This window comes from Micromonospora sp. DT228 (assembly GCF_049841595.1).
GTDB lineage: Bacteria > Actinomycetota > Actinomycetes > Mycobacteriales > Micromonosporaceae > Micromonospora.
Genome location: NZ_JBNCKO010000001.1, coordinates 614,517 through 641,447, shown reverse-complemented (window position 1 = coordinate 641,447; position 26,931 = coordinate 614,517). Strand labels below are relative to the sequence as shown.

Here is a 26,931-nt window from a genome sequence, read left to right as displayed (position 1 = left end):
GCCGAGGTCTGCCGTCGCCTTGTCCGTGGCGGCGCGGTGCAGCCCGTCATCTAGCGTCGGTCATAACATCGGTCGGCTTGACCACCCCTACGTGGCGTGGATGCTGTCGAGGCGGCCTGCGGCGATCGAGTAGCCGGTCCCCCTGTCGTGCTGGACCTTGCCCCTGGGTCAAGCCCCAGCATCGTCGGTGCCGGGCACAGCCGGCGTGAGCCGACTGGAGGTCAGGGCATGGGAGCGCCGACGACGACGGCGGCAACCACCAGCGTCGGGGGACGCAGACCGGGCGCGTATCTGGTGGACCGGCGTCCACTGGCCATCCCCGCGTACCGGCGGCTGTGGGTCGCGTCGTTGATCGCCGCGGTGGGTGGGTCGTTCGGTGTGCTCGCCATCCCCACGCAACTGTTCACGTTGACCGGCTCGTCCACGTCTGTTGGCGTCTCGGCGGCGGTGTCGCTGGTCGCGCTCGTGGTCTCGGCGTTGTGGTGTGGCGCCCTCGCCGACGTCACGGACCGGCGTCGGCTGCTACTCGTCGCACACGGGTGCCTGGCTCTGACGTACGCGGGGCTGTGGGCGCAGGCGGCACTGGACCTGCGGTCGGTGCCGGTGTTGATGGGACTTGTCGCCTGCCAGGGCCTCAGCTACGGCGCGGTCATGGTGACGATGGGGGCGGCGGTGCCGCGCGTGGTGCCGGCCGATCTGCTGGCCGCCGCGAACGGATTGAGCTCGCTGGTCCGGTATACCGGGTCGATCGTGGGCCCGCTGCTGGCCGGGGTGCTGATCCCGGTGCTGGGACTCGGTGCGTTGTACCTGTTGGACGCGCTGGCGCTGGTGGTCGTCCTGTGGTCGGCGTTCCGACTGCCCCGGCTCCCACCGCGATCGCCGGCGCCGGCGCCGACGCCGACGCCGACACCGACACCGACACCGACACCTGTCGCGGTCGGCGCGAGGGCCGCGCCGCGTCGGTCGACGGTTGGCCAACTGCTGGACGGCTTCCGGTATCTCTTCTCCCGGCCGCTGCTGGTGGGGCTGATCGGCGTGGACCTGGCGGCGATGGTGTTCGGGGCGCCGTGGGCGCTCTACCCGGAGCTTGCCCAGCGCGAGTTCGGCGGCCCGGCCGGGGGTGGGTTCGCGCTCGGGGTGCTGTACGCCAGCTACCCGGCAGGTGTGTTCGCGGTCGGGATGGTGTCGGGTGTGTTCACCCGTGCGCGGCGGCACGGCGTGCTGATGGTGTCCGCCGCTGCCGCCTGGGGTGTGACAGTCGTCCTGCTGGGGCTCGCGCCCCAGCTGTGGTTCGCCGTCGCGGCGCTGCTGGTGGGCGGTGGCGTGAACTTCGTGCTCAGCATGTTTCGGCGGGCCATCAGCCAGGCGAGTACCGACGACACGCTGCGCGGCAGGATCGAGGGCTCGATGATCGTCGTCACGATGGGCGGCCCACAGGTCGGCAATCTCCTGCACGGCGTGACGGGCGCGGCGTGGGGACCGCGCTTGGCGATTTCCGTGGGAGGAGTGCTGACCATCCTGTCCGTGGCAGGCATCGTCCGGGCGGTGCCGCAACTGTGGCGGTACGACGCGGCGCAGCGGCCCGAGCAGGGGCGACGCTCGGCCGGACCGCGCGACAGCTAACTGAACCGCTCGGTCGTCACGGGTATCAGACCGTGCCGTCGCAGGACTGTCGTCAGGTCGGAGAGGGTCGAACCCACCGCGTCGTCGGCGGCAGCGCCCAGCAGGACTGTCACGTCGAGGGCCCAGGCGCGGGTGTGGCCGACCCGCCGTAGCTCCCAGCTGAACCGGTCGCCGCCCTTTTCCAGGTGACCGCTCGCGGCTGATGCGCTCGTGGCGTCGACAGGCGTACGCCAGCACGCTCGGAGGCTCGTCACCTGGTCCGGGTGGAGGTCCTTGGCGAAGAGGACGCGGTAGACGCGCCGCTCGTGCCACCCGGCCGGCGGCTGTGCGGGGCCGAGCCGCAGCGGCGCGGCGGTCGCGATCGGCTGGTGGACGAGGAAGTACGAGCGCAGCACCGTGTCGTCGGGCAGTTGCCCGCCACCGAGGGTGCGGTAGTGCCCCTCGGCCTCGGCGCGAGAGGTGGGAACCACCCGCGCCACCATGTCCGGGACGGTGCGGATGCTTCGGCTGAGGGCCGCGGAACTCCACCAGCCGGCGGCCGGCGTCCAGCCCGCGCTGTCCAGACCCGTGCTGACGTGGTCGCGTTCCCGGGTGAACTCCTCGACGACGAGCCCCGCGACCGCGCTGGTCGGGTCGGTGTCGTCGGGTCGAGGCAGGACCAGGTAGTAGTCCAGTGAGGACGGTGACTGGTGCGCCGTGGTGACCGCCGGACGAGGCGCGGCGCGCACGGGGTTGGCAGCCATCGGTGACATCTTTCGTCGTGTTTCCGTCGCGGACCCGGCAACCGTAGCGCCTGGCGGCCGGGTCGTGCCCGGCCGCCAGGCCGGACGGGTCAGGAGCGGGTGAGCCGGACGGTCGAGGTGTCGGTCACGAAGACGTACTCGTCGTACGGGGTGTCGTAGCCGATGGCCCGGGTGATGGCCTCGGCCAGACCCTTGCCGAACGGGGTGGTGCCGGTCGGGACGGCCGCGGCCGTCCACGGGGTCGGGCTGCCCGGGGTGCAGGTCACTCCGGTGGAGAAGCTGCCACGAACAATCACCTTCCTGACGATCTGGGTGACCGTGCCGTCCAGCGACACCGAGACGGGCTTGTTGCAGGTCACCGTGCCGTGCAGGACCGCGTTGCCGTTCACCCGGTGGGCGATGCCGTCGGTCGCCACGGCGAGGGCGAGCTCCAGCCGCTCGGGCGGCGGCGGGTTGGCGATGTGCACCTCGCCGCGAGCAGCCGCGGTCGCGCCGTTGCAGTACTGCTCGAAGGTGGCGTCCAAGGTCTGCACGTAGCCGTTGAAGCCGAACACCGCGTTGCTGATCGTGAAGGTGCCGGTCGCATCGTCACAGCCCCGCCCGTTGCCGGACAGGTCGAGGCCGGGGCCGGCCCCGTTGTACGGGTATCGGTTCGTCGTCTCGTAGGTGCCGGGAACCAGCGCGGCGCTGCCGGGCGCGTCGAAGGTGAGGGACCACTGGTCGCCGTTGTAACCGCTGATGCTGACCGTCACGCGGCTGTTGTCGCGTGGGCTGTCCGCCGTGAGTTGGTCGCTGTCGTCGGTGGAGTACGAGTAGGAGCCGCCGCCGGTGATGTAGTCACCGGGGTCGCCGCTGAAGGAGACCGAACCGGATTCCACGGTCTGCGCCTGTGCGGGTGCCGCCAGGGCCATCCCGCCCGACACACCGACGATCGACAGGGCGGCTGCGAGTGCCGCCTTACGCCAGGATCCTTGCATCCCCGTTCCTCTCTGAAGCGTGACAGCCGCACGGGCGGTTGCCCGGCGGTTACTGTCAGCTCATTACGGCACGGATCGATTGTCACAACCGGCCGGTGCGACAAGCCGTACAAAGAGGAGTGTCCCGCCACCAGTCGCCGCGTACGGCCCGAATCCGGCGAGAGGTGCCCGGGTGACAGCGGCGGCACCAAATCCCCTGGCCGAGGTGTGTCCGGGCCATCGAAGCTTCGGTACGCAGCGGTCGTGGCCGCTCCCCAGCCGTGGGCACCGTAGGCCAGCCCGATTTTGCTGTTGTCTCTTCTCCGACACGCCGCAACCGGCCGGCCCGCTCAAGGGTGCCTCAAGTAGTAATCGGCGCCCGGGATCAGCCGGGCTCACACGGGGAGTGAAGATGACTCACACCGCTCGACGCACGCTGGCCGGCATCACGGCCGCCGGCCTGCTGACCACCGCTCTCGGCGTCGCTGTCTCCGCACCGGCGACCGCCGCGCCGAGGAGCACCGCCCTCGGCGCCTGCACGATCAGCACGCTGCCGTACCCGACCGACACCTATCGGGCCGACGCGTCCGTCATCGACCCGTCCGGCCGCTACATCGCCGGCGACGGGCTGCGCAAGACGGAAAGCGGCAACCAGTACCTGCTGCTGTTCTGGGACCGGAATCGGCTCACCGAGGTCGAGGCGCCGAGCATGGCGACCCCGGTCGACGTCAACGCGGACGGCGTCGCGATCGGCAACGGCTGGGGCAACAGCGGCCAGCCGTGGCGGTACCGCGACGGCAGGATCGAGCAACTGCCACTGGTGCCGTCCGCCTACGGCCTCTCCGTCACCGCCATCAACAAGGCCGGCGACATCGTCGGCCTCGGTAGTGACATCGACACCGGGGAGTTCTTCGCGGTGCGCTGGCCGGCGGCGCGGCCGGGCACGGTCGAGGTGCTCGACGCCCCGGCCAATGCCCAGCCGACCGGAATCACTGACAACGGGACCATCGTCGTCACCGCCGGTGACTTTGGGTCCTGGACCAGTTGGGTCCGCCGGCCGAGCGGCCGTTACGACGCACTCACGGTTCCCGGCGCCGAGGTGGCCCATGTCGACGCGGCGGCGGGTCGCTGGGCGATCGGCCATGTCGACCTGGTCGGCAGCGGCTGGGTCAAGGTGCGGTGGAACCTCCGGGACGGCTCGTACACGACGCTCGACCAGCAGTTGCCGTTGTCGGATGACGTCAACGCCAAGGGCGTCGTGGTGGGCGGCGACCGGGTCGCGCGCGGTACCACCTCCCGGGTGCTGCCGGGAGGCGGCGACGGGGTTGGCGTCGGCGCACGCTCCATCTCCGACACCGGCACCATCGTCGGGTTCCGCAACGGGGAGCGACTCACCCCGGTGCGCTGGACGGGCTGCTGACCCGGCCGGCAACGGCACCTGTTCGTCACTGAGGCGGGCGAGCATCCGAAACGGATGCTCGCCCGCTTCGCGTGCGGCTACGGGGGCGTTACGAGGTCCAGGAGCCGGTGGCTCCGATCGCGTTTGCGCTTGTGTGGTCGGGCCGGTTGGTGCCGATGACGACCGCCACGATGCCGCCCGCACAGCAGAGCAGGGTGAGCACCGCCGCGCTGACCGCGACGACCACGGCGGTCGTCTTGGCGGTGTTCGTCCGCTCGGTCGCGGGTGGGACGAGCGGATAACCCGGCATGCCCGTCACCGGGAACGCGCCGCCAGCCGTCGGGTACGCGGCGCCCGAGAACGGTGGCTGCGGTGTCGCCGCGAACGGATGGGTAGGCGCCGCGTTCGGCTGCTGGCGATGGTGCGGCCCGACGGAGGGCTGGGGGTGGGTCACCGTACTCCTTGACGCCTCGGTACGTGCGGTTCGAGAACTCCATCGACGCTACCGTGCGTGGCCGATGGCCCGGCCGTCGCGCCGGACCGTGCCGACCGGCGCCGACGGTGCGCCCCTCCGGCCAGCCTGGACGGAGACGGCCCGGCGGCGCGCCACCATGGACTGTCCGCCCACCCGCCGCGGTGGGTGACCTCGCAGGTCAGCGAAGCGGCAGCACGGCGGCGGTGCGGACCAACCCGTCGGCGACCACGAAACGGCCGCTTATCGATGCCGGCGGGTCGTCGACACCCGCCTCGTCCACGCGGGCCGGCGCGATCCGGGCCGTGAACGTGCCCGCGTCCGGATCGATGTCGAGCCGGGCGTCGTGGAAATCCAACCAACTCCCGACGACCGGATGCCAGACCTTGTAGACGGTCTCCTTGGCACTGAACAGCACGATCGGCCAGAGGATGTCGCCGGGCAACCGTGCCACGTCGGCCTCCTCCTCGGGCAGCAGCACGAGTCGGCGTACTCCCGGGCTTATCTCGCGGTGCTGCTCGGCATCCATGCCGACGGACCGGATGTCGGTCGCGTGCGCCGCCGCGGCGGCGCAGTAGCCGTCGGTGTGCGTGATGCTGCCGACCACCCCCGCCGGCCAGACCGGCGCGCGGTCGGCGGCGGCCGGCACGGCGGTGGGTGGCAGGCCAAGCTCGGTCAGTGCCCGGCGGGCGCAGACCCGCCCGGCGGTGAAGTCCCTCCGACGGGTCTGCACGGCCCGTTCGCTGAGGCACGCCCGCTCGGCGGCGAGCAGCTCGCCGACCCAGTCGTCGGGCCGGGCGACGGCGACGGCGACCGTCGCCGGCAACAGGTCACGCATCGCGCTGGATTACCCGTCGGTAGGAATGGCGCATCGGGTCAACAGTCAAATTTCCGACTCCCACAACCGGAGAAGGTACCGCAAGGATGTAACACCGGAGGGCCGCGCATCGCCCTCTCTGATGGCTCCGGGGGGACCACCATCGAACCCTGGCCGGGCACCGCTGCTGGCCAGACCCGTGGACATCTGGAAGGACGTGCGATGACCGACAGTGCCGAACGGTCGGGGGTGCGAGCCGATGATCACGCCCCGAAGACCCCCTGCTGGAGCTGCGTCTCGTGCGGTGACGAGTGGCCGTGTGCGACGAAACGCAGCCGGTTGTTGGCCGAGTACGGCAGTGACCGGGCAATGCTCAGCGTCTATCTGGGTTCCTGCCTCGCCGCCGCCACGGAGGATCTGCGTACCGCCCCGGGGATGTCTCTCCAGGACCGGTTCATCGGCTGGCTGCCCCGCGGCCCTCGACGCGGCTGAACCGCTGGTGGCCCCACCGTCGGGCGGGGCCACCAGCGGGGCCGGGCGTCGTTCAGCGGCGCCGGGGCCGCCGGGTCACCGTGAAACCCAGCACGCCGGCCACCGCGGCGAGCACGCCGCCGATTCCGGTCCAGACCCAACGCGAGCCGAGGTCCGGCAACCAGTCCGCGAGCGGGTCGCTCTCGTCGTCGGCATCCGGCCCGTCCGGCGGTACGGCGGTGAGCACCGTGCCCGCCTTGGTGTTCGGCACCAGCGGTGCGGCCAACTCGCCGTCGTCGGCCGAGGCGCCCCGATCGGCGGTCGTGCCGACCAGCAGGTCCACGTCGATCGGCGCGCCCAGATCCGGCTCCGGCAGGTCGATCACCGAGAGCCGGACGACGTACGTGCCGGGCAGCGGGTCGGCCGACCAGGGCTCGGCCCATGGCCGTACCTCGCGCAGCGTGCAGCCGAGCGCAACGTTCGTCGCCGCGGCGTCCACGGTCGGGGTCTGCGCTCCCGCCGTGCACGCCTGACGCCGACGCAGCCCGTCGAAGACGTCGACCGTCCAGGTGGATGCGCCGCTGCGCCCCTTCGGGAAGGTGACGGTGGCGCTGATCTCCTGCACCTGACCGGCGGTCGCCGGGAACGACCAGTAGAGGTGGTCGCCGATCGAGGCGTCCACCCGCACCGGTTGTCCGGCGGCGATCGGGGTAGCGCCGAGGAACGACGTGCCGGCCCGGTTCACCGGCGTGGCTCCGGGGGAGGGGCTCGGCGCGGCGACGGCCGCGGCCGGGAGCAGCGCGGCCCCGCCGGCGGCGAGCAGCGCCGCCAGCGAACGCGACAGTGGGGTACGCATCAGTTCTCCCTCCAGGTGGCGACCCACCAGCGGCTGAGCAGGCCGACGAGCAGGCCGGTGAGCAGCCCGGCGATGGTGAGCAGGGCGAGCAGGACCCAGCCCCGGCCGAGGTCCGGTCCGTTCGGCGTGGGCGCGGCGGCGACCACGTCGATGGTCAACTCCACGGGCATGCCCGGAGTCGCCGCGGTGCCGGGTCGCGGGGCGAACGAGTTGCTCACCACCAGGCAGACGGTGGTGGGCTCGACGACCGGGTTGGCGCTCTCCTCGGCTCTCGGTGCGTCCTCGTCGTCGGCGGTGGCCGACCAGCGAAGCCCGGCGGAGAGCACGTCGGCTCGCCCGCTGCCGGCGTCCGCGCCCCGGACCAGTTCCCGGCCGTCCGCCGCGGTGGCCCGCAGCAGCACCCCGTAGTCCCGGTTGACCGCTCGGTCCAGCGCCATGCTCACCGACGCCCGCAGCTCCTGCCCGGGGCGTACCGGCACCCGGTAGTAGCGGTGCTCGGAGAACGCCTCCCGGTCGGCGTAGACGCCGGGGGCGAGCAGTGGCGCCGAGGCGCAGGCGTTCGCGCCGCCGACGACTGTCGGTGCCCGGGTGTTTGTGGCGCCGGCCCGCTCGACGAGCTGCTTGATCCGGCCGGTCAGCTCCTCGGCGCTCTGAGCGGCGGTGTAGGTGCCGCCGGTCGCGCTGGCGATGCAGAGCAGTTGCCGGCGGACCTTCTCGTCGGGGGCCAGGCCGAGGGTGTCGACGACCAGGCTCGTGCCCTGGGCGGCCAGTTCGCGGGCCACCTCGCACGGGTCCGGCGGGGCGCAGGTGTCCTCCCCGTCGGTGATCAGCACGATCCGTCGGGTGGTGGCCCCGGTGCCCAGGTCCTGTGCGGCCGAGCGCAGTGCGAGGCCGACAGGTGTGAACCCGGTCGGTCGCAGCGTCGCCACCGCGGCCTTGGCCGCGGCGCGGTCCACCGGACCGACCGGGACGATCTGCTGGGTGTCCTGGCAGCCGACCTTCTTGTCCTTGCCGCGGTAGGTCGCGCCGAGCACCCGGATGCCGAGCTGGGTGTCCTCCGGCAGGGCGTCCACCACCTCGTTGAAGGCCTGCTGGGCGACCGAGATCCGGCTGCGTCCGTCGATGTCGGCGGCGCGCATGGAGCCGCTGACGTCGAGTACGAGCTCGACCCGGGGAGGCTCGGGCACCTGCTCCTCGTCGGCCTGCGCCGGGACCGGCCCGGCCAGCGCGGTGGTCGCCAACAGTCCGAGAAGGACAGCCGCCGATCGTTTGAAGTTGATCACGGCCCGCAGTGTAGTGAGATCCACTTTGGATGATCACTGGGGTTGGTGCGGGTTTTCCGGCCTGCCGTCCCCGGCCGAGTCGACAAGCACCGCTGGTCGGCCGCCTTCGCGCGCTGGGTCCACGCCAGGTCACCCTCGGTCAACTGCTCGATGGCAAGCATCGGTTCGGTCGCCATCGGTCGGAAATCTGACTTAAGTTGACCCGTTGTGCCGGTGGTGCACGGTGGTTAAGCTCTTCATGCGCGCCCCAATCGCCCGCTTCCCCCGTGGCAGGCGATCGGGGCGCGCGTCTATGTCAGAAGGGCCCGCACGCTTCGGCGTGCGGGCCCTTCTCCGTCGCGCTGTGCGGCGCGTCGCCTGTCGGTGCTTATATCCACCGGCCGTCGAGCCACATTCGGGACAACCAGTCCGAGTACGCGATGCTCTTGCCGACGAAGATCGGATAGAAGTACGCGAAGCAGAGCGCCACCAGCAGCACGTACGCCCCGGCCGCGATGCCGCCCACGAACCGGCGCTCGTAACTCGGGTCGCCGGGCACCAGCGGCGCCACCGTGCCCACCTCACTCCCGGCGGGGGCGATCAGCGCGCCGAGCACGTACACCACCGCCAGCACCAGGAAGGGCAGCGCCGGAGCGGCGTAGAACGAGAACATCGTCCGGCCGTCGAGGGCGAACCAGAACCACGGCAGCAGCCCGGCGGCCACGGTGAGCAGGATCGCGCCGGCCCGCCAGTCGCGACGGGCCACGCCCAGCCAGGCCAGCGCCGCCAGGGCGGGCAGGAACGACCACCAGAGCAGCGGAGTGCCCAGCAGCAGGATCTCCGAGGCCCAGTTCGTGCCGTCGCCGGCCCAGTGGAACGCCACCGGGCGACCGAGCAGCAGCCACTGCCACGGCCACGACTGGTACTTGTGCGCATCGTCGAGCTGGGCATGGAAGCCGTACGCCGCCTTGTGGTACTCGAAGAGGTTGATCAGCGGGCCGACCACCGGGCGGTCACTGAGGTGGGCGGCGGGGTAGGCGGACGCGAGCCGGTAGTAGCCGTCATCGGTGATCAGCCAACCCGACCAGGTGGCGACATAGGTGCCGATCATGAGCACGCCGGCCAGCAGCAGCCAGGGCAGCTCGTCGAGCAGGGCGTCCCGCCAGGGCCGGCGGGCCCCCGCCGAGCGGCGGACGCCGACCTCCCAGAGGACGACGAGCAGCGCGAAGGCCGGGACGAAATACAGTGCGCTCCACTTCACCGCGCAGGCGCAGCCGATCAGCACCCCGGCGGCCAGCCGCCACCACGGCCAGGTGCGCCAACCGGTCGGCGGTCGGCCGGCCCGACCCGGCTGACTCGGGTCGAGCCCGTCGTCCAGGGCCCGCGCCCAGCGGCGACGGCGGGCGTCCCGATCGAGCACCAGCGCGCCGAACGCGGCCAGCACGAAGAAGAGCAGGAAGATGTCGAGCAGGGCCGCCCGGGACAGCACCAGGTGGAAGCCGTCCAGGGCGAGCAGCAGGCCGGCGGCGCAGCCGAGCACCGTCGAGTGGAACATCCGCCGACCGATGCGCACCAGCAGCAACACCGACAGCGTGCCGATCACGGCCGCCGAGAACCGCCAGCCGAACTCCGGCGCGGTGGTCATCAGGTGCCCGGGGACCGAGACCTTCGAGTCGGCGTCCTGATAGCCGAAGGCCCACTCGCCGAGGCCGATCAGCCACTTGCCCAGCGGCGGGTGCACGACGTACGACGGGCCGTTGTCCTTGTAGTTCCATTCGACGCCCCGGCTGATCAGCCCGTAGCCGTCCTTGGCGTAGTACGTCTCGTCGAAGATCTTGCCCTTGATGTCGGAGAGACCGACGAAGCGCAGGATCGCCGCGATGGCCACGACCACAGCCGTGGCCGCCCAGGAGAACCGGTCCAGTTGGCTGTCGACGGTGGCGAACCGTCGTCGGATCTGGGCGGGCGCGCCGCCCGCACCGGCGGGCGGCGCCGTCGGCTCCTGGTTGGGGCTGGGCTCGCCCGTCACCTCGACCATCTTGGCAGGATCGGCGCTCGGGCTCTGCGCAGTCGACGCACTCGTCACCCGGCGATCGTAGGCTGCCAAGGTGCTCGGTGGCGCCCGTCGTCCCCGATACCGGTACTCGCTGTCGATGAAGGAGACGAATTCGTGGGTGAAATGTCCGAAGCTGGGCGCCTGATCCTGCTCGGTGCCCCGCTCGGCAACCCCGCCGACGCCTCGGCCCGACTCCGGGAGGTGCTGAGCACTGCCGACGTCGTCGCGGCCGAGGACACCCGCCGGCTCACCCGACTGGCCCGCGATCTCGACATCACCGTCGGCGGTCGCATCGTCTCCTACTTCGAGGGCAACGAGGAGCGGCGTACGCCCGAGCTGGTCGAGGTCATCCTCGGCGGGTACGTGGTGGCCCTGGTCACCGACGGGGGGATGCCGAGCGTCTCCGACCCCGGCTACCGGCTGGTCCGGGCCGCGTTGGACGTCGGGGCGCCGGTCACCGTCGCTCCCGGCCCGAGCGCCGTCACCACCGCCCTGGCGGTGTCCGGGCTGCCCTGCGACAGGTTCTGCTTCGAGGGCTTCCTGCCCCGCACCCCCGGCGCCCGCCGATCCCGGCTGCGCGCCCTCGCCGCCGAAGAGCGCACGCTCGTCTTCTTCGAGGCCCCGCACCGGATCGGCGCGGCGCTCACCGACCTGGCCGACACGTTCGGCGCGGACCGTCCGGCCGCGCTCTGCCGCGAGCTCACCAAGACCTACGAGGAGGTGCTCCGGCGTCCCCTCGGCGAGTTGGCCAGGTGGGCCGCCGAGGGCGACCCGCGCGGCGAGATCACCCTGGTGGTGGCCGGGGCGCCGGTGACCGCCCCGGAGCGCCCCGACGACGACACCCTGCGCGCGGCGGTCGCCGAGCGGGAGGCCGGCGGCAGGTCCCGCCGCGACGCCATCACCGACGTCGCCACCGAGTACGCGCTGCGCCGCCGGGACGTCTACACGATCGTGCACAGCTGACCGGAGCCGCGCTGCCGCGCACCGGACGGCGGGTTCACCAGGCGGCGGCCAGGAAGCCGACGGTGATCAGCACCGGGCCGGTGACGGCGACCGCCACGGCCCAACGGCGGTGCCGGCGACCGGGCAGCCGGGCCGACCCGGTCCACCGCACGATGCCGGCGACGCAGCCCAGCACCACAAGCAGGCCGGGCAGCCAGCGCAGGTGCTGAACCACCCCGGTGTCCGCGTACGCGGTGCCGCCGTCGGGGCCGGTCATCCGCGCCGGTAGCGGTGTGCCGGTCGCGTCCGCGCCGGCGGGCACGCCGCTGACCCGTACCCCGTGCGCGACGAACCGCCCGTCCTGCGCCGTGAAAATCCCTCGGCACCGCTGGGTGAGCCCGCTGCCGGTGCACTCGGCGATCACCACGGTGCCTGCCCGCGCGTGCCCGACCGCCAGCCAGAACGGGACGGCGCTGACCCAGGCGAAGAAGGCCGTGACCAGGGCCAGCGCCACGAGCGCGGCGAGCCCGGGCAGGGGATCCGGAGGTGGGACGGCACGGCTCGGAACGCGGCGCCCTGCCGCTCGTGAGCCGCGGTCGCGCTCCGGCGACGGGTCCTCCCGGACCGGGGTGCCGTCCCAGTGCACCTGCTCGATCGGCGCCCAGAAGGCGCCGTCGTCGTCCGGTTGGTCACCGCCGGGCCGGTGGCCCCGCTGCCTGCCGCTCTGCTGCCGGACGGGCACCCGACTCGGCACCGCGTCCACCGGCGCCCCGGTCGTCGGCTCCACCTCGACGGCCTCCGCGCCGACCGGCGGGACCGGCGGGCCGGGTCGGGCCGGGCTGGGTGTGGGCGCCGGGGTCGGACGGACGGGGGTGGGCCGGGCCGGTGCGGCGGCGAGACTCGCGGGGTCGTCGCGCCTCGGCGCGACCGCCCGTCCGGACGGCGGGGGCCGCTGGTCCGCCGGCCGGTCGGCGGCAGAGCCCGGTCGTGGGGCCGGGCTCGGTCGCGGCGCGAAACCCGGGTCGACGCCGGGCAACGGCCGGGGCTGGGGCGCGACCCCGGCGTCGCGGGGGGCGGCCGGGTCGGGGTCGCCGCCGGCCGTCGGGCCGGTGGGACGGTCCTCGCGGTCCCGTGCCGCTCGTCTGCCAGTCACGAGGTTCATTGCACACCGCTCGGGAGGGCGGATCGGGCAGTTGAGCCGCGTGTCGGCGACAAATCGGACCATTGGGCGGGTGGTCGGTCCGGTCCGCCGGCCCGGCACCCCCTATTGGTTCGCGGTCACCCCGGCCGGGTCACTAGGCTTGCTGCTCATGAGTCACGTTCTCGCGGCAGTGGCCTGGCCGTACGCCAACGGCCCCCGCCACATCGGCCACGTCTCCGGTTTCGGCGTTCCCTCCGACGTCTTCGCCCGGTACATGCGGATGGCCGGCCACGACGTGCTCATGGTCTCCGGCACCGACGAGCACGGCACCCCGATCCAGGTGCAGGCCGACGCCGACGGGGTGACCCCGCGCGAGCTGGCCGACAGGTACAACAGGGTGATCGTCGAGGACCTGCACGGCCTCGGCCTCTCCTACGACCTGTTCACCCGCACCACCACCCGCAATCACTACGCGGTGGTGCAGGAGCTGTTCGAGGGGATGTACCGCAACGGCTACATCGTGCCGAAGACCACCATGGGCGCGATCTCGCCGTCCACCGGGCGCACCCTGCCCGACCGCTACATCGAGGGCACCTGTCCGATCTGCGGGTACGACAGCGCGCGCGGCGACCAGTGCGACAACTGCGGCAACCAGCTCGACCCGATCGACCTGATCGACCCGAAGTCGCGGATCAACGGGGAGACCCCGAAGTTCGTCGAGACCGAGCACTTCTTCCTGGACCTGCCGGCCCTGGCCGAGGTGCTGCGGCAGTGGCTGGACACCCGGGACGGGTGGCGGCCCAACGTGCTGCGCTTCTCCCGCAACCTGCTCGACGACCTCCAGCCCCGGGCGATCACCCGGGACCTGGAGTGGGGCGTGCCGATCCCGCTGGACGGCTGGCGGGACCGGTCCGACAAGCGGATCTACGTCTGGTTCGACGCGGTGATCGGCTACCTGTCCGCCTCCATCGAGTGGGCCCGCCGCTCCGGCGACCCGCAGGCGTGGCGCAAGTGGTGGTCGACCGACGCGGAGGGCAAGGACTCCCGCTCCTACTACTTCATGGGCAAGGACAACATCGTCTTCCACTCGGTGATCTGGCCGGCGCTGCTCTCCGGATACTCCGGCGAGGGCTCCCGCGACGGTGAGCCGGGCGAGCTGGGCCGGCTCAACCTGCCCACCGAGGTGGTCTCCAGCGAATACCTGACCATGGAGGGGCGCAAGTTCTCCTCGTCCCGCAAGGTGGTCATCTACGTTCGCGACTTCCTGGAGCGCTACGACGCCGACGCGCTGCGCTACTTCATCGCCGCCGCCGGCCCGGAGAGCAACGACACCGACTTCACCTGGGCCGAGTTCCTCCGCCGCAACAACGACGAGCTGGTCGCCGGCTGGGGCAACCTGGTCAACAGGTGCGTGTCGATGGCGGCGAAGAACTTCGGGGCGATCCCGCCGGTCGACCCGGACGGGCTCACCGAGGCTGACGAGGCGCTGCTCGCGGTGGCCCGCGCCGGCTTCGCGGGAGTCGGCGACCTGATCGGCCGGCACCGGCAGAAGCAGGCCATCGGCGAGGCCATGAAGGTGGTCGCCGAGGCCAACAAGTACCTCTCCGAGCAGGCGCCCTGGAAGCTCAAGGCCGAGGCGGACAAGCCCCGGATGGGCACCATCCTGCACGTCGCCCTGCAGGTGATCAGCGACGCCAACACGCTGCTCACCCCGTTCCTGCCGCACTCCGCCCAGCAGGTGCACGAGCTGCTCGGTGGCACCGGCGTGCACGCGCCGATGCCCGTCATCGAGCAGGTCGACGACCTGGACGGCGGTCCGGCGTACCCGGTGCTGACCGGGGACTACACGGTCGGCGCGCGCTGGGAGTCCGTGTCGATCGAGGCGGGCCGACCGTTGGCCACGCCGAAGCCGGTATTCCGCAAGCTCGACCCGTCGATCGTCGACGAGGAGTTGGCCCGGCTGGCCGACTGAACGCCCGACGCCCCGGGCGGCAGGGCATCCTGCCGCCCGGGACCGTCACATCGCGTACCGGGCGTCCATCACCTGGTCGTCGGTCACCTCGGCACCCGGCGCCCACGCCTCGTAGACCCCCCGTTCGTGGCACTGCGCGCCGGTCGTGACCACCGCGTCCGGGTTCGGGTAGCGCAGCCGCACCCGCAACCAGCCGGCCTCCTCCCGCAGCACCAGGCACGGCACGCCCCGCCACTGAGCGAACCGGACCCGGCGGGCCACCGCGCTCACCGGGTAACGGGCCGCCCGGGTCATCGCCAGCACCCGGAACCCGCCGGGCAGGTCGGCCACCGCCTCGTACTCGGTGTCGCCGTACCAGCCGACAAGCTGGGTGGAGCGCGGCGCGTCGGCGTTCGGCACGTACTCCTGGTCCGGGGAGAGGCCCGGCACCGCGGCCAACAGGTGTCGCCACTGCGGGCCCACCATCCGCAGCCACCCGCGCTGCTCGGCCTGGTAGGTGTAGAGCACCACCTCCACCCCCTCCGCCGGGTAGGCGATCAGGGCGGCGTTCGCCGGCATCGGCAGGTCGGCGAAGTCGCGGGTGACGAACTCCGGGATGAGCTGACCGTTGCTCGGCACGAAGCCCGTGCCCAGCACCGGCGCGCCGAGCCGGTCGCGGGATCCCAGCGCGGTCAGGCCGCGGTGTGCCTCGCCCACGGGCACGTCGTAGTCACCCGGGTCGGACGCCCGCCAGCGCAACGCGTACGCCACCTCCGGACCGTCCCTGCTGACCTCCCCGTCGGTACGCAGCACCGTCGTCGTCGCCGGCGTCCGCAGATGCGCCACGTCATGCTCGCGGTAACAGAAGCCGTGCGGCAACCAGCCACGTAGGTACCCGGCGAGCTGCTGGGCAGAGAGCACCTTCACCATTCGGGTGCCCCGCCGGACCACCGCCGACGCGCGTGCCATCGTCAGCGTCGGGTCCGCCGCGGCGGCCGGCTGCTGGCTGAGCTGGTGCAGGTACGCCCAACCCCGCTCGCGGTGCGCCGGCACCATCAGCGGCGTCTCCGGCTCGTCGGCCGGCTCCGTGGCCCCGTGCACCGCGGTCACCTCGCTGACGTGCACGAACCGGTGCCACGGCAGCGCACTGCCCGGTCGGGGCGCCCACTCGAAGCCGGCCACCTCGTCGGCGCTGAACAGCTCGTACGCGGCGCCCCGGGCGATCTCCTCGGCCGGGTAGACACCCCCGCCGAACGCCACGCGCAGCCCGGTGCGTTCGTCGGCCGCGCCGCTCGCGTGGGGTGTGATGCTCATGCTGCCACCTCCCCCGGTTCGGTTCGCTCGCTGCGCTCGCTCACGCCACCGCCTCGCTACGCTCGCTCACGCGGCGACGGTAGAGTCGCGCGGCGTAGCCGGGGTGAACGTCAGGTGGCGGGCAGATGGACAGGCCCGGTGTGTGATGCTGTCGCTGATGAGCGAGCCCACTGAATCCCGTCGAGAGCGTGCCGCCCGGCGGGCCGGAGAGTTTCCACCCGCCCCCGAGCCGCTGCCCCGGCCGGTACTGGACAGCCACACCCACCTGGACATCACGGTCAGCGAGGCCGGCGTCCCCGGCGGTGGGCCGGCCGACGACCCGGTTGCCGTGGCGATCGCGTTGGCCACCACGGTCGGCGTGGACCGGCTGGTCCAGGTGGGGGTCGACGTCGCCTCCTCGCGGTGGGGCGCGGACACCGCCGACACATATCCCGCCGTGCTGGCCACCGTGGCGCTGCACCCCAACGAGGCGCCTCGCCTCGACGACCTCGACGAGGCGCTGCGGGAGATCGAGTCCCTCGCCGCCCGCGACCGGGTCCGGGGGATCGGCGAGACCGGCATGGACTTCTTCCGGACCGGTGACGAGGGGCGTGCCGCGCAGGAGGCCAGCTTCCGGGCGCACATCGCCATCGCCAAGCGGTACGACAAGGCGCTCGTCATCCACGACCGGGACGCCCACGCCGACGTGCTGCGAATCCTCGACGACGAGGGTGCTCCGGACACGGTCGTGCTGCACTGCTTCTCCGGCGACGCCGAGTTCGCCCGCGAGTGCGTCCGCCGCGGCTACCTGCTCAGCTTCGCCGGCACCGTCACCTTCGGCAGCGCCACCGCGCTGCGCGAGGCCGCCGCGCTCACCCCGCTGGACCAGTTGCTGGTGGAGACCGACGCCCCGTACCTCACGCCGACGCCGCACCGGGGACGGCCGAACGCCTCGTACCTGATCCCGGTCACCGTCCGCGCGCTCGCCGCGACCACCGGCAGCGACCTGGACGAGGTGTGCGCGGCCATCTCCGCCACCGGCGACCGGGCCTTCGGCCCGTGGTGAGCCCGGCCCGCCGGTCGGCGCCGACCCCGTCGGTACGCTGCCAGCCATGACCGGTCTCCTCGGCCCGGCGGAGATCCGGGAACTTGCCGCCCGGCTGGGCGTCGCGCCCACCAAGAAGCTGGGCCAGAACTTCGTGCACGACCCGAACACCGTCCGCCGGATCGTCACCGCCGCCGGGCTGACCCCCGACGACGTGGCCCTGGAGGTCGGCCCCGGGCTCGGCTCGCTGACCCTGGGGCTGCTGCCGGTCGCCGGGCACGTGCACGCCGTCGAGATCGACCCGGTGCTCGCCGGGGCGCTGCCGGAGACCGTCGCCCGGCACGCCGGCGCGGACGCCGGCCGGCTCACCGTGCACCGGGCCGACGCGCTGCGCGTCGACGCCGCCGAGCTGGCCGACCCGCCGCCGACCGCGCTGGTGGCGAACCTGCCCTACAACGTGGCGGTGCCCGTGGTGCTGCACCTGCTCGCCGTGCTGCCCACCCTGCGGCACGGGCTGGTGATGGTGCAGAAGGAGGTCGCCGACCGGCTGGTCGCCGGCCCCGGCTCCAAGGTGTACGGCATCCCGTCGGTAAAGCTCGCCTGGTACGCCCAGGCCCGAGGTGCCGGCAAGGTGCCGCCGAACGTGTTCTGGCCGGTGCCGAACGTCGACTCCGGTCTGGTCGCCTTCAGCTGCCGCCAACCGCCGCGCGCCGACGTACCCCGGGAGCAGGTCTTCGCCGTTGTCGACGCGGCGTTCGCGCAGCGCCGCAAGACGCTGCGCGCCGCCCTGGCCGGCTGGGCCGGCGGCCCGGACCGGGCCGCCGCCGCCCTCACCGCGGCCGGCGTCGACCCCGGCGCCCGGGGAGAGTCGCTGACCGTCGAGCAGTTCGCCGCCATCGCCGCGTCGGCTCCGGCCGGTACGCGTACCGCGAAGTAGGCTGACGCCGTGCCCGCCGAGGAGGTGTACGAGTGACCGCGCAGCCGATCGAGCCCACCGCCCAGGGGATATGGGGTCCGGATCCCGTCCGGCAGCGACTGGCCAACCACACCATCGAGGACGTGCTGGCCCTGCCCGACGATGCCCCCCGCGTCGAGCTACGTGACGGAGTCCTCGTCGTGGTCCCTTCCCCCACCTATGACCACCAGAACATCAGCAGCCTGCTCTGGATGTGGCTGCGACAGCACGCCCCGCTGGATCTGTCGCCAGCTACCGCCATCGGAGTGGCGATCAGCCACCGCAACACCCTTGAGCCGGACGTGGTGCTGTTGCGCCGCCCTCTCGTTGGCACCAGCCACTACTTCGATGCTGAGCAGGTCATGCTGGCCGTCGAGGTTGTCTCGCCCGGCACCCGACGGCGGGACCGGCTGGAGAAGCCGGCCGACTACGCCGATGCCGGGATTCCGCACTACTGGCGGATCGAGCAGAATCCGGTGCACGTGTACGCGTACGACCTGGTCGACGGCCGCTACGAGCTGGCCGCCGACTCTGCCGAGGAGCTGATCGTGGCCAAGCCGTTCGACATCCGCCTGCGCGTGCGGGACATCACCCCGTGACCGAGGCCTGGCGACCGGACGGCGAGGACGAGCGGCGTGGGGCCATCGGGCCGGTGAAGGTCCGGGTGCCCGCGAAGGTCAACCTGCACCTCGGGGTGGGCCCGCTGCGCCGCGACGGCTACCACGAGTTGAACACCGTCTACCACGCCATCTCGATCTACGACGAGTTGACGGCCCGCCGGGGCGACACGCTCGCCCTGACCATGGAGGGCGAGGGCACCGGTGAGCTGGCGCTCGACGACAGCAACCTGGTGATCCGCGCCGCGCACGCTCTCGCCGGGTACGCCGGGGTGCTGCCGCACGCCCGACTGCACCTGCGCAAGCAGATCCCGCTCGCCGGAGGGCTGGCCGGCGGCAGCGCCGACGCGGCTGCCGCCCTGGTGGCCTGCGACGCGCTCTGGGGCACCGGGCTGTCCCGCGACGAGTTGGCCGGGATCGCCGCAGACCTGGGCTCCGACGTGCCGTTCCTGATCTACGGCGGCACCGCGCTGGGCACCGGCCGGGGCGAGGCGATCAGCCCGGTGCTGGTCCGCCCCACCTCCTGGCACTGGGTGGTGGCGATCGCCGACGTCGGCCTGTCCACCCCGGCCGCGTACCGGGAGTTGGATCGGCTCCGCGACACCGGCGCCGCCGGTGCCCCGTTGGGCAGCACCGACGGGCTGCTGGGCGCGCTGCGCCAGCGCGACCCCCGGGTGCTGGCCCGGACGCTCGGCAACGACCTCCAGGACGCCGCGCTGGCCATGCGCCCGGCGCTCGCCGACACGCTCAAGGCCGGTGAGGCGGCCGGTGCGCTCACCGGCATCGTCTCCGGATCCGGGCCGACCTGCGTGTTCCTCGCCACCGGCGCGGCCGACGCGGAGCGGATCGCCGCCGAGCTGACCGCTGCCGGCGTGTGCCGCCAGGCGCGGGTCGCGCACGGTCCGGTCGCCGGCGCCCGCGTCGGCTGACGCGCGTCCCCGCGCGGCGCGGGCAGCGCGGGCGTCCGCGTACCCTTGGGTCAGGCGTCCAGGTGCCCGCCGGCACCCGGACGCCTTGATCATGAAGGGTGGATCGTGGCGAACATCGTCAATCTGGACCGGGTGTCCAAGGGGTATGGCGCGGCAGGGCGGCTGCTCACGGACGTCTCGCTCGGCCTGGACGACGCCGACCGGATCGGCGTGGTCGGCCTCAACGGCGCCGGGAAGTCCACCCTGCTGCGCCTTCTCACCAAGCAGGAGGACCCCGACGACGGCCGGGTGACCCACCGCCGTGACCTCCGTGTGCTCTGGCTGCCGCAGCAGCTCACCCTCGCGCCCGACGCCACCGTCCGGGATGTCGTGCTCGGCACCGCCTGGCTCAACGAGGGCATGGGCGCCGAGCACGAGTGGGCCGGCGACGCCGGTGTCCGGGGCATCCTCGACGGCCTCGGCATGCCGCACCTCGGCCTCGACCAGCCGGTCGGCCCGATGTCCGGTGGCGAACGGCGGCGGGTGGCTCTCGCCGCGCTGCTCGTCCGCGACTCCGACCTGCTCATTCTCGACGAGCCCACAAACCACCTCGACGTCGGCGGTGTCGACTGGCTGGCCCGGCACCTGGTGGGGCGCAAGGGCTCGCTGGTCGTGGTCACCCACGACAGGTGGTTCCTGGACGCGGTCTGCACCTACACCTGGGAGGTCGCCGACCAGACCGTCCGCGCCTACGAGGGTGGTTTCGCCGCCTGGACCCTCGCCCGCGCCGAGCGTGACCGCGTCGCCGCCGCGACCGAGGCCCGCCGGCAGAACCTGCTCCGCAAGGAGATTGCCTGGCTGCGCCGTGGGCCGCCGGCCCGGACCTCCAAGCCCCAGTTCCGCATCGACGCCGCGAACGCGCTGATCGCCGACGTGCCACCGGCGCGCGACACCATGTCCCTGCAGCGCATGGCCACCTCCCGGCTCGGCAAGCAGGTGTACGACCTGGAGAACGTCGAGCTGCACGCCGGCCCGAAGGAGATCCTGCGCGACGTCACCTGGCTGGTCGGCCCGGGTGACCGGATCGCCATCCTCGGTGCCAACGGCGCCGGCAAGACCACGCTGCTGCGGATGCTCGCCGGCATCACCCGCCCCGACGGTGGTCGCCTCGGCACCGGCTCGACGGTGCGGCCGGCGTTCCTGTCGCAGGAGCTCACCGAGCTGCCCGGGCACCTGCGGGTGCTCGAAGCCGTCGAGGAGGTCGCCCGTCGGGTGCAGCTCGGCGACCGGGAGGTGTCCGCCGCGCAGCTCGCCGAGGTGTTCGGCTTCGACGACCGCCGGCTCTGGACCCCGGTCAGTGACCTCTCCGGTGGGGAGCGCCGCCGGTTGCAGATGCTGCGGTTGCTCGCCGGCGAGCCCAATGTCCTGCTCTTCGACGAGCCCACGAACGACCTGGACACCGACACCCTCGCCGCGCTGGAGGACCTGCTCGACTCGTGGCCCGGCACGATCATCGTGGCGAGCCACGACCGCTACCTCATCGAGCGGGTCACCGACACCGCGTACGGGATGTTCGGCGACGGCCGGCTGGTGCACCTGCCGGGCGGTGTCGACGAGTACCTCGCCCGGACCGCGGAGCGGGCCGGCTTCCCCCGGGCGGGCGTCACCTCGTCCTCCGCGCCCGCCGCTGCATCGGGAGGCGGCATGTCCGCCGCCGAGGTCCGCCAGGCCCGCAAGGAGTTGACCCGACTGGAACGGCAGCTCGGCAAGCTCGACCAGCGCGAGACCACCCTGCTCGACCAGCTCGCGGCGGACGCCACCGACTATGCGCGGGTCGCCGACCTGGACGCTCAGCTCAAGGATCTGCGCGCCGAGCGGGAGCGGATCGAGGAGACCTGGATGACGCTCGCCGAAGAGCTTCCGGAGAGCTGACCGGGCCGGACGCACGGGCCCGGGGGCCGTGTGCGGCGTCACACCGCCACATGCGGGACAATCGTCGGCGACACCTACCCCACGGCGTTGGAGACTCAGACATGGCCCACACCCCCGTCAACCACCCCGCGCGGCCGATCTACCGGGCGATCGGCGGGCTGACCGGTCTGTACCTGGTGGTCTTCGGCGTGCTCGGCATCATCGCGAGCACCGGCAACGAGATCCTCGCCCAGGACGACACCCGGGTCCTCGGTCAGGGCACGAACCTCGGCTTCTCGCTGATCAGCGTGCTGCTCGGGATCGTCGTGCTGGTCGGCACCGCGCTCGGCCGCAACATCGACGTGGCGATCAACCAGTGGCTGTCGTACGCCCTGATGGTGATCAGCCTGGCCAGCCTCGCCTTCATCCGGACCGACGCCAACGTCCTCAACTTCAGCATCGTCACCGTCATCGTCGTGATGACCGTCGCCCTGCTGCTGCTCATGGTCGGGATGTACGGCAAGGTCGGGTCGGAGGACGAGGCGGAGGCTTTCCAGAAGGCTCGGCTCGTTCTCTGAGTTTGCTTTTGGTCGCGGTTGTGGTTTTCGCCGGAGCCCGAGTTTGGTCGCGGTTGTGGTTTTCGCCGGAGCCCGAGCTGCTCCGGGCGGTCAGGCTTGATCCCTGCGCAGCTCGGGCTCCGGCGAAAACCTGACCTGGTCCTGCCATTCGGCGGACCCCTTCGGCTTTCCGGTTCTTCGGACAGTTGGCTCTTACCTGGGCGACAATCCTCCTGAAACCGGTCAATCAGGGGGTTGGGCATGCCGCACTTTCCGGTCAACCATCCGGCACGGCCGCTCTACCGGGTCCTCTCCGGTTTGATCGGCGTCTACATCCTGGTGTTCGGCGTCTGGGGCGTTGCCGAGACGATCGGCGACCCACTCTTCGACCGAAGCAGCACCTGGGCCCTCGGCCTGCGGACCAACCTGGCCTTCTCACTCGCCTCGGTGGTCTTCGGCGTCGTCCTGATCATCGGGGCGTCCCGCCGCACGAACCTCGGCCACTACATGAACCTCACGGCCGGTGTGGTGTTCCTGGTGACCAGCATCCTGATGATGTCGGTGCTGCAGACCGGGGCGAACTTCCTCAACTTCTCGATGTCGACAGTGGTCGTGTCGATGCTGTTCGGCCTGATCCTGCTCGGCACCGGCCTGTACGACAAGGTCGGCCCGGCGGAACACGCCGAGGCGGAGCTGGCGAACCGCAAACACCCGGTGGCCGACGTGCACCGCGGCTGACGAACGGTCAGGAACGCCGGGCGGTGATCAACGTCGGCTTCGCCTCCAGGTGCGACAGCCCGTTCCAGGCCAGGTTGACGAGGTGCGCCGCCACCGTCTCCTTGCGCGGCTTGCGCACCTCCAGCCACCAGCGGCCGGTCAGTGCCACCATGCCGACAAGCGCCTGCGAGTACAGCTCGGCAAGCTTCGGGTCGTACCCCCGGCTCTTGAACTCGGCGCCCAGGATGTGCTCGACCTGGTGTGCGACGTCGTTCATCACGCTGCTGAAGTTGGCCGTGCCGGACATCAGCGGCGACTCGCGGACCAGCACCCGGAAACCGCTGGTCTCCTCCTCGATGTAGGTCAGCAGGGCCAGCGCCGCCTGCTCCAGCAACTCCCGCGGGTGCCCGGCGGTCAACGCCGTGGTGATCCGGTCCAGCAGGGCCCGGACCTCCCGGTCCACCACCACCGCGTAGAGCCCTTCCTTGCCGCCGAAGTGCTCGTAGACGACAGGCTTGGAGACCTTCGCGCGGGCCGCCACCTCCTCGATGGAGGTGGCGTCGAAACCGCGCTCGGCGAAGAGTTGCCGACCGGTCGCGATCAACTGCTCGCGTCGCTGAGCCGCCGACATGCGGATTCGGGAGGTGGGTTTGGGTTTGGGCGCCGGGACCGACGGTGTCACCCGCCGGCCGCCGACACCGTCACCGTCACTGACCTCAGGCATGTCGCCGCCTCGCTGGCGCTCGGTGACGCCCTGCCGTGGAATGGTGCCTCCGCTGTGCCCGTTCACGTCGTCGCCTCACTGGCCGGCGGTCCGACCGCTCTGCCGCCCGTCCGACCGTACCCGGATCGGGCCCGGCCCCCGTCTGCCGAACCGTCCGGTCCCCCGCGTGGCTCGATCATCCGGCCATCCTGCCAGGCGGCTCCCCGGCGTACCGCCCGCTTTTAGGGCGTGTGTCAAAGTCCTCGGTCGAGCCGAGGCGGAGTCCAGGCGGCGGTCCGGCAAGGCGGAGATTGGTCCGGATACCGGTGTTGTATCCGGACCAATCTCCAACGCGGCCGGTCGTCGTCTGGGCCCGCCGCAGGCCGGCCAGGGGCTTTGACACACGCCCTAGTGGGGTGCGACAGGCTTCACCAGCTTGGCGGCGAGGCGTTCCGGCTTTGGCCAGCGCACCTGCGTCGCCGCGCCGGTCTTCTCGAACAACCAGATCACCCGCGCCGAGATGTCCACCTGACCGCGCAGCACGCCGTGCCGGGCGCTGGTCGGGTCGGCGTGGTGCAGGTTGTGCCAGCTCTCGCCGAACGACAGGATCGCCAGCGGCCAGAAGTTCGACGCGCGGTCGCCCTGGCGCATCGCGAACGGACGCTCGCCGTAGACGTGGCAGACCGAGTTGATCGCCCAGGTGACGTGGTGCAGCAGGCCGATCCGGACCAGCCCGGCCCAGAAGAACGCGGTGAGCGCACCCTGCCAGGACCAGGTCACCAGGCCGCCGATCAGCGCCGGGCCGAGCAGTGAGATGACCACCAGCACGGGGAAGAGCCGGTCGACCCGACTGATGTCCCGGTCGGCGATGAGGTCCGGGGCGAAACGCTCCCGGTTGGACAGCTCTCGGCGGAACAGCCAGCCCACGTGCGCGTGGAACAGGCCTCGGGTCAACGCCCAGAAGCTGGTGCCGAAGCGCCAGGGGGAGTGGGGGTCACCCTCCAGGTCGGAGAACGCGTGGTGGCGCCTGTGGTCGGCGACCCACTGGATGATCTCGCCCTGCACCGCGAGTGACCCGGCGACCGCCAGCGTCACGCGCAGCCAGCGCTTGGCCTTGAAGGAGCCGTGCGTGAAGTAGCGGTGGAAGCCGACGGTGATGCCGAGCCCGGAGACGACGTACCAGACCAGGCCGATGACCACGTCGCTCCAGCCCAGCCAGCCACCCCAGGCCACCGGCACGGCGACCAGCAGGGCGACGAAGGGGATCACCACGAAGGCCCAGAGGGCGGCCAGGATGCCGGTGGCCTGACTGCCGTCGGTGAGTGGTTTGGGACCGCTGGCGGCCGGGTTCGGATCGAGCAGGGTGGTGGACATGAGACCTCGCAGGGGGACGGGGGAGGACCACAAAGCTACGCCTACGTCACCGTAACTTACGGCACCGTAGATCGCACGGGGAAGTTTCGAAACCTCCTCACGAAGCCGACCAGAGTCCCAGGTGGGATGCCCTGCAGAAGGCGGGTCAGGTCCCCCACCCACCCCCACCCCGCCGCACGCGTTGATCATGGAGTTGTCCGCGCGGGTTGTCGGCGTGTCGGGCGATAACTCCATGATCACCGGGGTGGTGGCAGGCGGGAGTCCGGCGCTGGGATGCCTCGGGCGCGGTGGGGGCGGAGTTGATCAGTGCTTGCGGGGCGGGGATGAGCGATGGCCTCCGGCGGCGGGGGCGCTAAGGTGTAGCGGCGGGTATTCGTCACCCGCGCGACGTCCTCGCGTCGCTGATCGGCCGTGGTGTAATTGGCAACACCCGGGTCTTTGGTACCCGTATTTCAGGTTCGAACCCTGGCGGCCGAGCTGCCCACCTACGTCCGTTTTCGGCTGGGGTGGGGGTAAGAGGGAGAGGTGCCGGGCCTCGCGGTTAGCATGGCCGCGGAAGTGTCCACCGTCCCGACGGGAGCCACGTCGTGCCCCAGCCCCACCTTCGTACCGTCGTCGTGCTCGCCGCCGGTGAGGGCAAGCGGATGAAGTCGACACTGCCCAAGGTGCTGCACCCCCTGCTCGGTCGGACGCTGCTCGGTCACGTGCTGAGCGCCGCCGCGCCGTTGGCCGCGGACCGGACCGTCGTCGTGGTGGGGCACGGCGCCGACCAGGTTCGGGGGCACCTGACCGAGATCGCACCCGAGAGCACGCCCGTGCTCCAGGCCGAACAGCTCGGCACGGGACACGCCGTGCGGATCGCGCTGGACGCCGTCCCGGACGGCGCCGGGACGGTTGTGGTGATCAACGGGGACGTGCCGCTGCTGCGTCCCGAGACGGTCGGCGCGCTCGTGACGGCGCACGAGGAGGCGGCTGCGGCCGCCACCGTGCTGGCCGCCGAGGTGCCCGACCCGACCGGGCTCGGGCGGATCGTCCGGGACGCCGACGGCCGCCTGGAGCGGATCGTCGAGGAGCGCGACGCCGACGCGACGCAGCGCGCGATCCGAGAGATCAACGCCGGCATCTACGCGTTCGACGCGGTGCGGCTGCGCGAGGCGCTGGGCAAGCTCTCCACCGACAACGACCAGGGCGAGGAGTACCTGACCGACGTCTTCGGCCTGCTCCGTTCCGCGGGTGAGCCGGTCGCCGTGCACATGGCCGTCGACCACGTCGAGACGCTGGGCTGCAACGACCGGGTGGAGTTGGCGGCGCTGCGCCGGCTGCTGCGCGACCGGGTCAACGAGGCGTGGATGCGTACCGGGGTGAGCCTGCTCGACCCCGTGACCACCTGGATCGACGTGACGGTGGCGCTGGACCGCGACGCGGTGATCGACCAGAACACCCAGTTGCGCGGCGCGACGGTGGTCGGCGCGGGAGCGTCGGTCGGGCCGGACGTCACGCTTGTCGACACGATCGTCGGCCCCGGCGCGTCAGTGGTCCGCAGTCACGCCGTCGGCGCCGAGGTCGGCGCGGGCGCCAGCGTCGGGCCGTACGCGTATCTGCGGCCCGCCGCGCGGCTCGCCGCCAAGGCGAAGGTCGGCACGTTCGTCGAGGTGAAGAACTCCGAGATCGGCGCCGGCTCGAAGGTGCCGCACCTGACCTACGTGGGTGACGCGACAATCGGCGAGCAGACCAACATCGGTGCGGCGTCGATCTTCGTGAACTACGACGGGGTCAACAAGCACCGCACGGTGATCGGCAGTCACGCCCGGACGGGCGCGGACAACATGTTCGTGGCGCCGGTCGAGGTGGGCGACGGCGCGTACACGGCGGCCGGCTCGGTGATCGTGGACGACGTGCCGGCGGGCGCGATGGGTGTCGCCCGGGCACGCCAGCGCAACATCGAGGGCTGGGTGGTGAAGCGGCGGGCCGGTACGCCGGCGGCCGAGGCCGCGCAGCGGGCCGGCGACGCGAAGGGCGCGCAGCGGGCCGGCGACGCGAAGGGTGCGTCGGAGGTGGCCGGCGCCGCAAGCGACAGTGAGGCAATGCACGGCGTGGCCGAGACGGTGGGCGGCACATCCGGCGCGGGAGATACTGCAACCGAATAGTCCCCGACCCACCAC

General features: G+C 72.0%; 24 protein-coding genes and 1 tRNA gene. 14 read left to right on the top strand and 11 right to left on the bottom strand.

Annotation, left to right across the window (positions count from 1 at the left end):
- Positions 1 to 228: 228 nt before the first annotated feature.
- Positions 229 to 1,623 carry an MFS transporter gene (locus ACLQ29_RS02800; RefSeq protein ID WP_425770079.1) on the top strand — a complete coding sequence of 465 codons (1,395 nt, stop codon included), beginning with the start codon at positions 229 to 231 and terminating at the stop codon, positions 1,621 to 1,623.
- Here the strand turns inward: ACLQ29_RS02800 and ACLQ29_RS02795 are convergent.
- Both ACLQ29_RS02795 and ACLQ29_RS02790 read right to left on the bottom strand, forming a co-directional pair.
- Positions 1,620 to 2,366, bottom strand: coding sequence for a hypothetical protein (locus ACLQ29_RS02795; RefSeq protein WP_425770078.1), 747 nt, complete (start codon positions 2,364 to 2,366; stop codon positions 1,620 to 1,622). The two genes, ACLQ29_RS02800 and ACLQ29_RS02795, sit on opposite strands and share 4 nt — an antisense overlap.
- Positions 2,367 to 2,455: 89 nt before the next feature.
- Positions 2,456 to 3,343 carry a hypothetical protein gene (locus ACLQ29_RS02790; RefSeq protein WP_425770077.1) on the bottom strand — a complete coding sequence of 296 codons (888 nt, stop codon included), beginning with the start codon at positions 3,341 to 3,343 and terminating at the stop codon, positions 2,456 to 2,458.
- Positions 3,344 to 3,734: 391 nt separating this feature from the next.
- On the opposite strand from ACLQ29_RS02790, the gene ACLQ29_RS02785 reads away from it, so the two are divergent.
- A complete protein-coding gene (locus ACLQ29_RS02785; protein ID WP_425770076.1) occupies positions 3,735 to 4,742 on the top strand; it encodes a hypothetical protein in 1,008 nt (335 codons plus the stop codon).
- Between the two features lie 88 nt (positions 4,743 to 4,830).
- Here the strand turns inward: ACLQ29_RS02785 and ACLQ29_RS02780 are convergent, their stop codons facing one another.
- Positions 4,831 to 5,175 (bottom strand): hypothetical protein, encoded by a 345-nt coding sequence (locus ACLQ29_RS02780; protein ID WP_425770074.1) that lies wholly within the window; start codon positions 5,173 to 5,175, stop codon positions 4,831 to 4,833.
- Positions 5,176 to 5,374: 199 nt separating this feature from the next.
- The gene (locus ACLQ29_RS02775; RefSeq protein ID WP_425770073.1) at positions 5,375 to 6,031 is read right to left on the bottom strand and encodes a 4'-phosphopantetheinyl transferase family protein; all 657 of its coding nucleotides are present in this window, start codon (positions 6,029 to 6,031) and stop codon (positions 5,375 to 5,377) included.
- A 201-nt stretch (positions 6,032 to 6,232) separates the two neighbouring features.
- On the opposite strand from ACLQ29_RS02775, the gene ACLQ29_RS02770 reads away from it, so the two are divergent.
- On the top strand, positions 6,233 to 6,502 hold the full coding sequence (locus ACLQ29_RS02770; protein ID WP_425770072.1) for a hypothetical protein: 270 nt from the start codon (positions 6,233 to 6,235) through the stop codon (positions 6,500 to 6,502).
- A 52-nt stretch (positions 6,503 to 6,554) separates the two neighbouring features.
- Here the strand turns inward: ACLQ29_RS02770 and ACLQ29_RS02765 are convergent, their stop codons facing one another.
- The 3 genes from ACLQ29_RS02765 to ACLQ29_RS02755 all read right to left on the bottom strand — a co-directional run bounded on the left by ACLQ29_RS02765 (position 6,555) and on the right by ACLQ29_RS02755 (position 10,637).
- A complete protein-coding gene (locus ACLQ29_RS02765) occupies positions 6,555 to 7,337 on the bottom strand; it encodes a peptidase (protein ID WP_425770071.1) in 783 nt (260 codons plus the stop codon).
- Entirely contained in the window at positions 7,337 to 8,620 is a 1,284-nt protein-coding gene (locus ACLQ29_RS02760; RefSeq protein ID WP_425770070.1) for a VWA domain-containing protein, read from the bottom strand. Before ACLQ29_RS02760 ends, ACLQ29_RS02765 begins: the two co-directional genes overlap by 1 nt.
- A 367-nt stretch (positions 8,621 to 8,987) precedes the next feature.
- On the bottom strand, positions 8,988 to 10,637 hold the full coding sequence (locus ACLQ29_RS02755) for a dolichyl-phosphate-mannose--protein mannosyltransferase (RefSeq protein WP_425770069.1): 1,650 nt from the start codon (positions 10,635 to 10,637) through the stop codon (positions 8,988 to 8,990).
- A gap of 141 nt (positions 10,638 to 10,778) precedes the next feature.
- Here ACLQ29_RS02755 and rsmI point away from each other — a divergent pair, with 141 nt between their 5' ends.
- Positions 10,779 to 11,618, top strand: a complete 840-nt coding sequence (gene rsmI, locus ACLQ29_RS02750; protein WP_393367077.1) for a 16S rRNA (cytidine(1402)-2'-O)-methyltransferase — start codon at positions 10,779 to 10,781, stop codon at positions 11,616 to 11,618.
- 34 nt (positions 11,619 to 11,652) lie between these two features.
- Here rsmI and ACLQ29_RS02745 read toward each other — a convergent pair whose 3' ends face one another.
- Positions 11,653 to 12,750: a hypothetical protein gene (locus ACLQ29_RS02745; protein ID WP_425770068.1), complete on the bottom strand. Its 1,098-nt coding sequence runs from the start codon at positions 12,748 to 12,750 to the stop codon at positions 11,653 to 11,655.
- 157 nt (positions 12,751 to 12,907) lie between these two features.
- Between ACLQ29_RS02745 and metG the strand changes: the two genes are divergently transcribed.
- Positions 12,908 to 14,710 (top strand): methionine--tRNA ligase, encoded by a 1,803-nt coding sequence (gene metG / locus ACLQ29_RS02740; RefSeq protein WP_425770067.1) that lies wholly within the window; start codon positions 12,908 to 12,910, stop codon positions 14,708 to 14,710.
- 45 nt (positions 14,711 to 14,755) lie between these two features.
- Here the strand turns inward: metG and ACLQ29_RS02735 are convergent, their stop codons facing one another.
- The gene (locus ACLQ29_RS02735; RefSeq protein ID WP_425770066.1) at positions 14,756 to 16,003 is read right to left on the bottom strand and encodes a hypothetical protein; all 1,248 of its coding nucleotides are present in this window, start codon (positions 16,001 to 16,003) and stop codon (positions 14,756 to 14,758) included.
- 145 nt (positions 16,004 to 16,148) lie between these two features.
- Here ACLQ29_RS02735 and ACLQ29_RS02730 point away from each other — a divergent pair, with 145 nt between their 5' ends.
- The 7 genes from ACLQ29_RS02730 (at position 16,149) to ACLQ29_RS02700 (ending at position 22,713) form a co-directional block, all read left to right on the top strand.
- A complete protein-coding gene (locus ACLQ29_RS02730) occupies positions 16,149 to 17,048 on the top strand; it encodes a TatD family hydrolase (protein WP_425770065.1) in 900 nt (299 codons plus the stop codon).
- 46 nt (positions 17,049 to 17,094) lie between these two features.
- Positions 17,095 to 17,964: a 16S rRNA (adenine(1518)-N(6)/adenine(1519)-N(6))-dimethyltransferase RsmA gene (gene rsmA / locus ACLQ29_RS02725; protein WP_425770064.1), complete on the top strand. Its 870-nt coding sequence runs from the start codon at positions 17,095 to 17,097 to the stop codon at positions 17,962 to 17,964.
- 32 nt (positions 17,965 to 17,996) lie between these two features.
- Positions 17,997 to 18,581, top strand: coding sequence for a Uma2 family endonuclease (locus ACLQ29_RS02720; protein ID WP_425770063.1), 585 nt, complete (start codon positions 17,997 to 17,999; stop codon positions 18,579 to 18,581).
- A complete protein-coding gene (locus tag ACLQ29_RS02715) occupies positions 18,578 to 19,528 on the top strand; it encodes a 4-(cytidine 5'-diphospho)-2-C-methyl-D-erythritol kinase (RefSeq protein ID WP_425770062.1) in 951 nt (316 codons plus the stop codon). Before ACLQ29_RS02720 ends, ACLQ29_RS02715 begins: the two co-directional genes overlap by 4 nt.
- 105 nt (positions 19,529 to 19,633) lie before the next feature.
- A complete protein-coding gene (locus ACLQ29_RS02710) occupies positions 19,634 to 21,439 on the top strand; it encodes an ABC-F family ATP-binding cassette domain-containing protein (protein ID WP_425770061.1) in 1,806 nt (601 codons plus the stop codon).
- Between the two features lie 101 nt (positions 21,440 to 21,540).
- Positions 21,541 to 21,996 (top strand): DUF4383 domain-containing protein, encoded by a 456-nt coding sequence (locus ACLQ29_RS02705; protein WP_425770060.1) that lies wholly within the window; start codon positions 21,541 to 21,543, stop codon positions 21,994 to 21,996.
- Positions 21,997 to 22,236: 240 nt separating this feature from the next.
- Positions 22,237 to 22,713: a DUF4383 domain-containing protein gene (locus tag ACLQ29_RS02700; protein ID WP_357075661.1), complete on the top strand. Its 477-nt coding sequence runs from the start codon at positions 22,237 to 22,239 to the stop codon at positions 22,711 to 22,713.
- A 7-nt stretch (positions 22,714 to 22,720) separates the two neighbouring features.
- Here ACLQ29_RS02700 and ACLQ29_RS02695 read toward each other — a convergent pair whose 3' ends face one another.
- A complete protein-coding gene (locus ACLQ29_RS02695; RefSeq protein WP_425770059.1) occupies positions 22,721 to 23,416 on the bottom strand; it encodes a TetR family transcriptional regulator in 696 nt (231 codons plus the stop codon).
- Positions 23,417 to 23,803: 387 nt separating this feature from the next.
- Positions 23,804 to 24,769, bottom strand: a complete 966-nt coding sequence (locus tag ACLQ29_RS02690; protein WP_425770058.1) for an acyl-CoA desaturase — start codon at positions 24,767 to 24,769, stop codon at positions 23,804 to 23,806.
- 405 nt (positions 24,770 to 25,174) lie between these two features.
- Between ACLQ29_RS02690 and ACLQ29_RS02685 the strand changes: the two genes are divergently transcribed.
- Together ACLQ29_RS02685 and glmU are read left to right on the top strand one after the other, a co-directional pair.
- Positions 25,175 to 25,246, top strand: a tRNA-Gln gene (locus tag ACLQ29_RS02685).
- A gap of 110 nt (positions 25,247 to 25,356) precedes the next feature.
- A complete protein-coding gene (gene glmU / locus ACLQ29_RS02680; protein WP_425770057.1) occupies positions 25,357 to 26,916 on the top strand; it encodes a bifunctional UDP-N-acetylglucosamine diphosphorylase/glucosamine-1-phosphate N-acetyltransferase GlmU in 1,560 nt (519 codons plus the stop codon).
- Positions 26,917 to 26,931 lie beyond the last annotated feature (15 nt).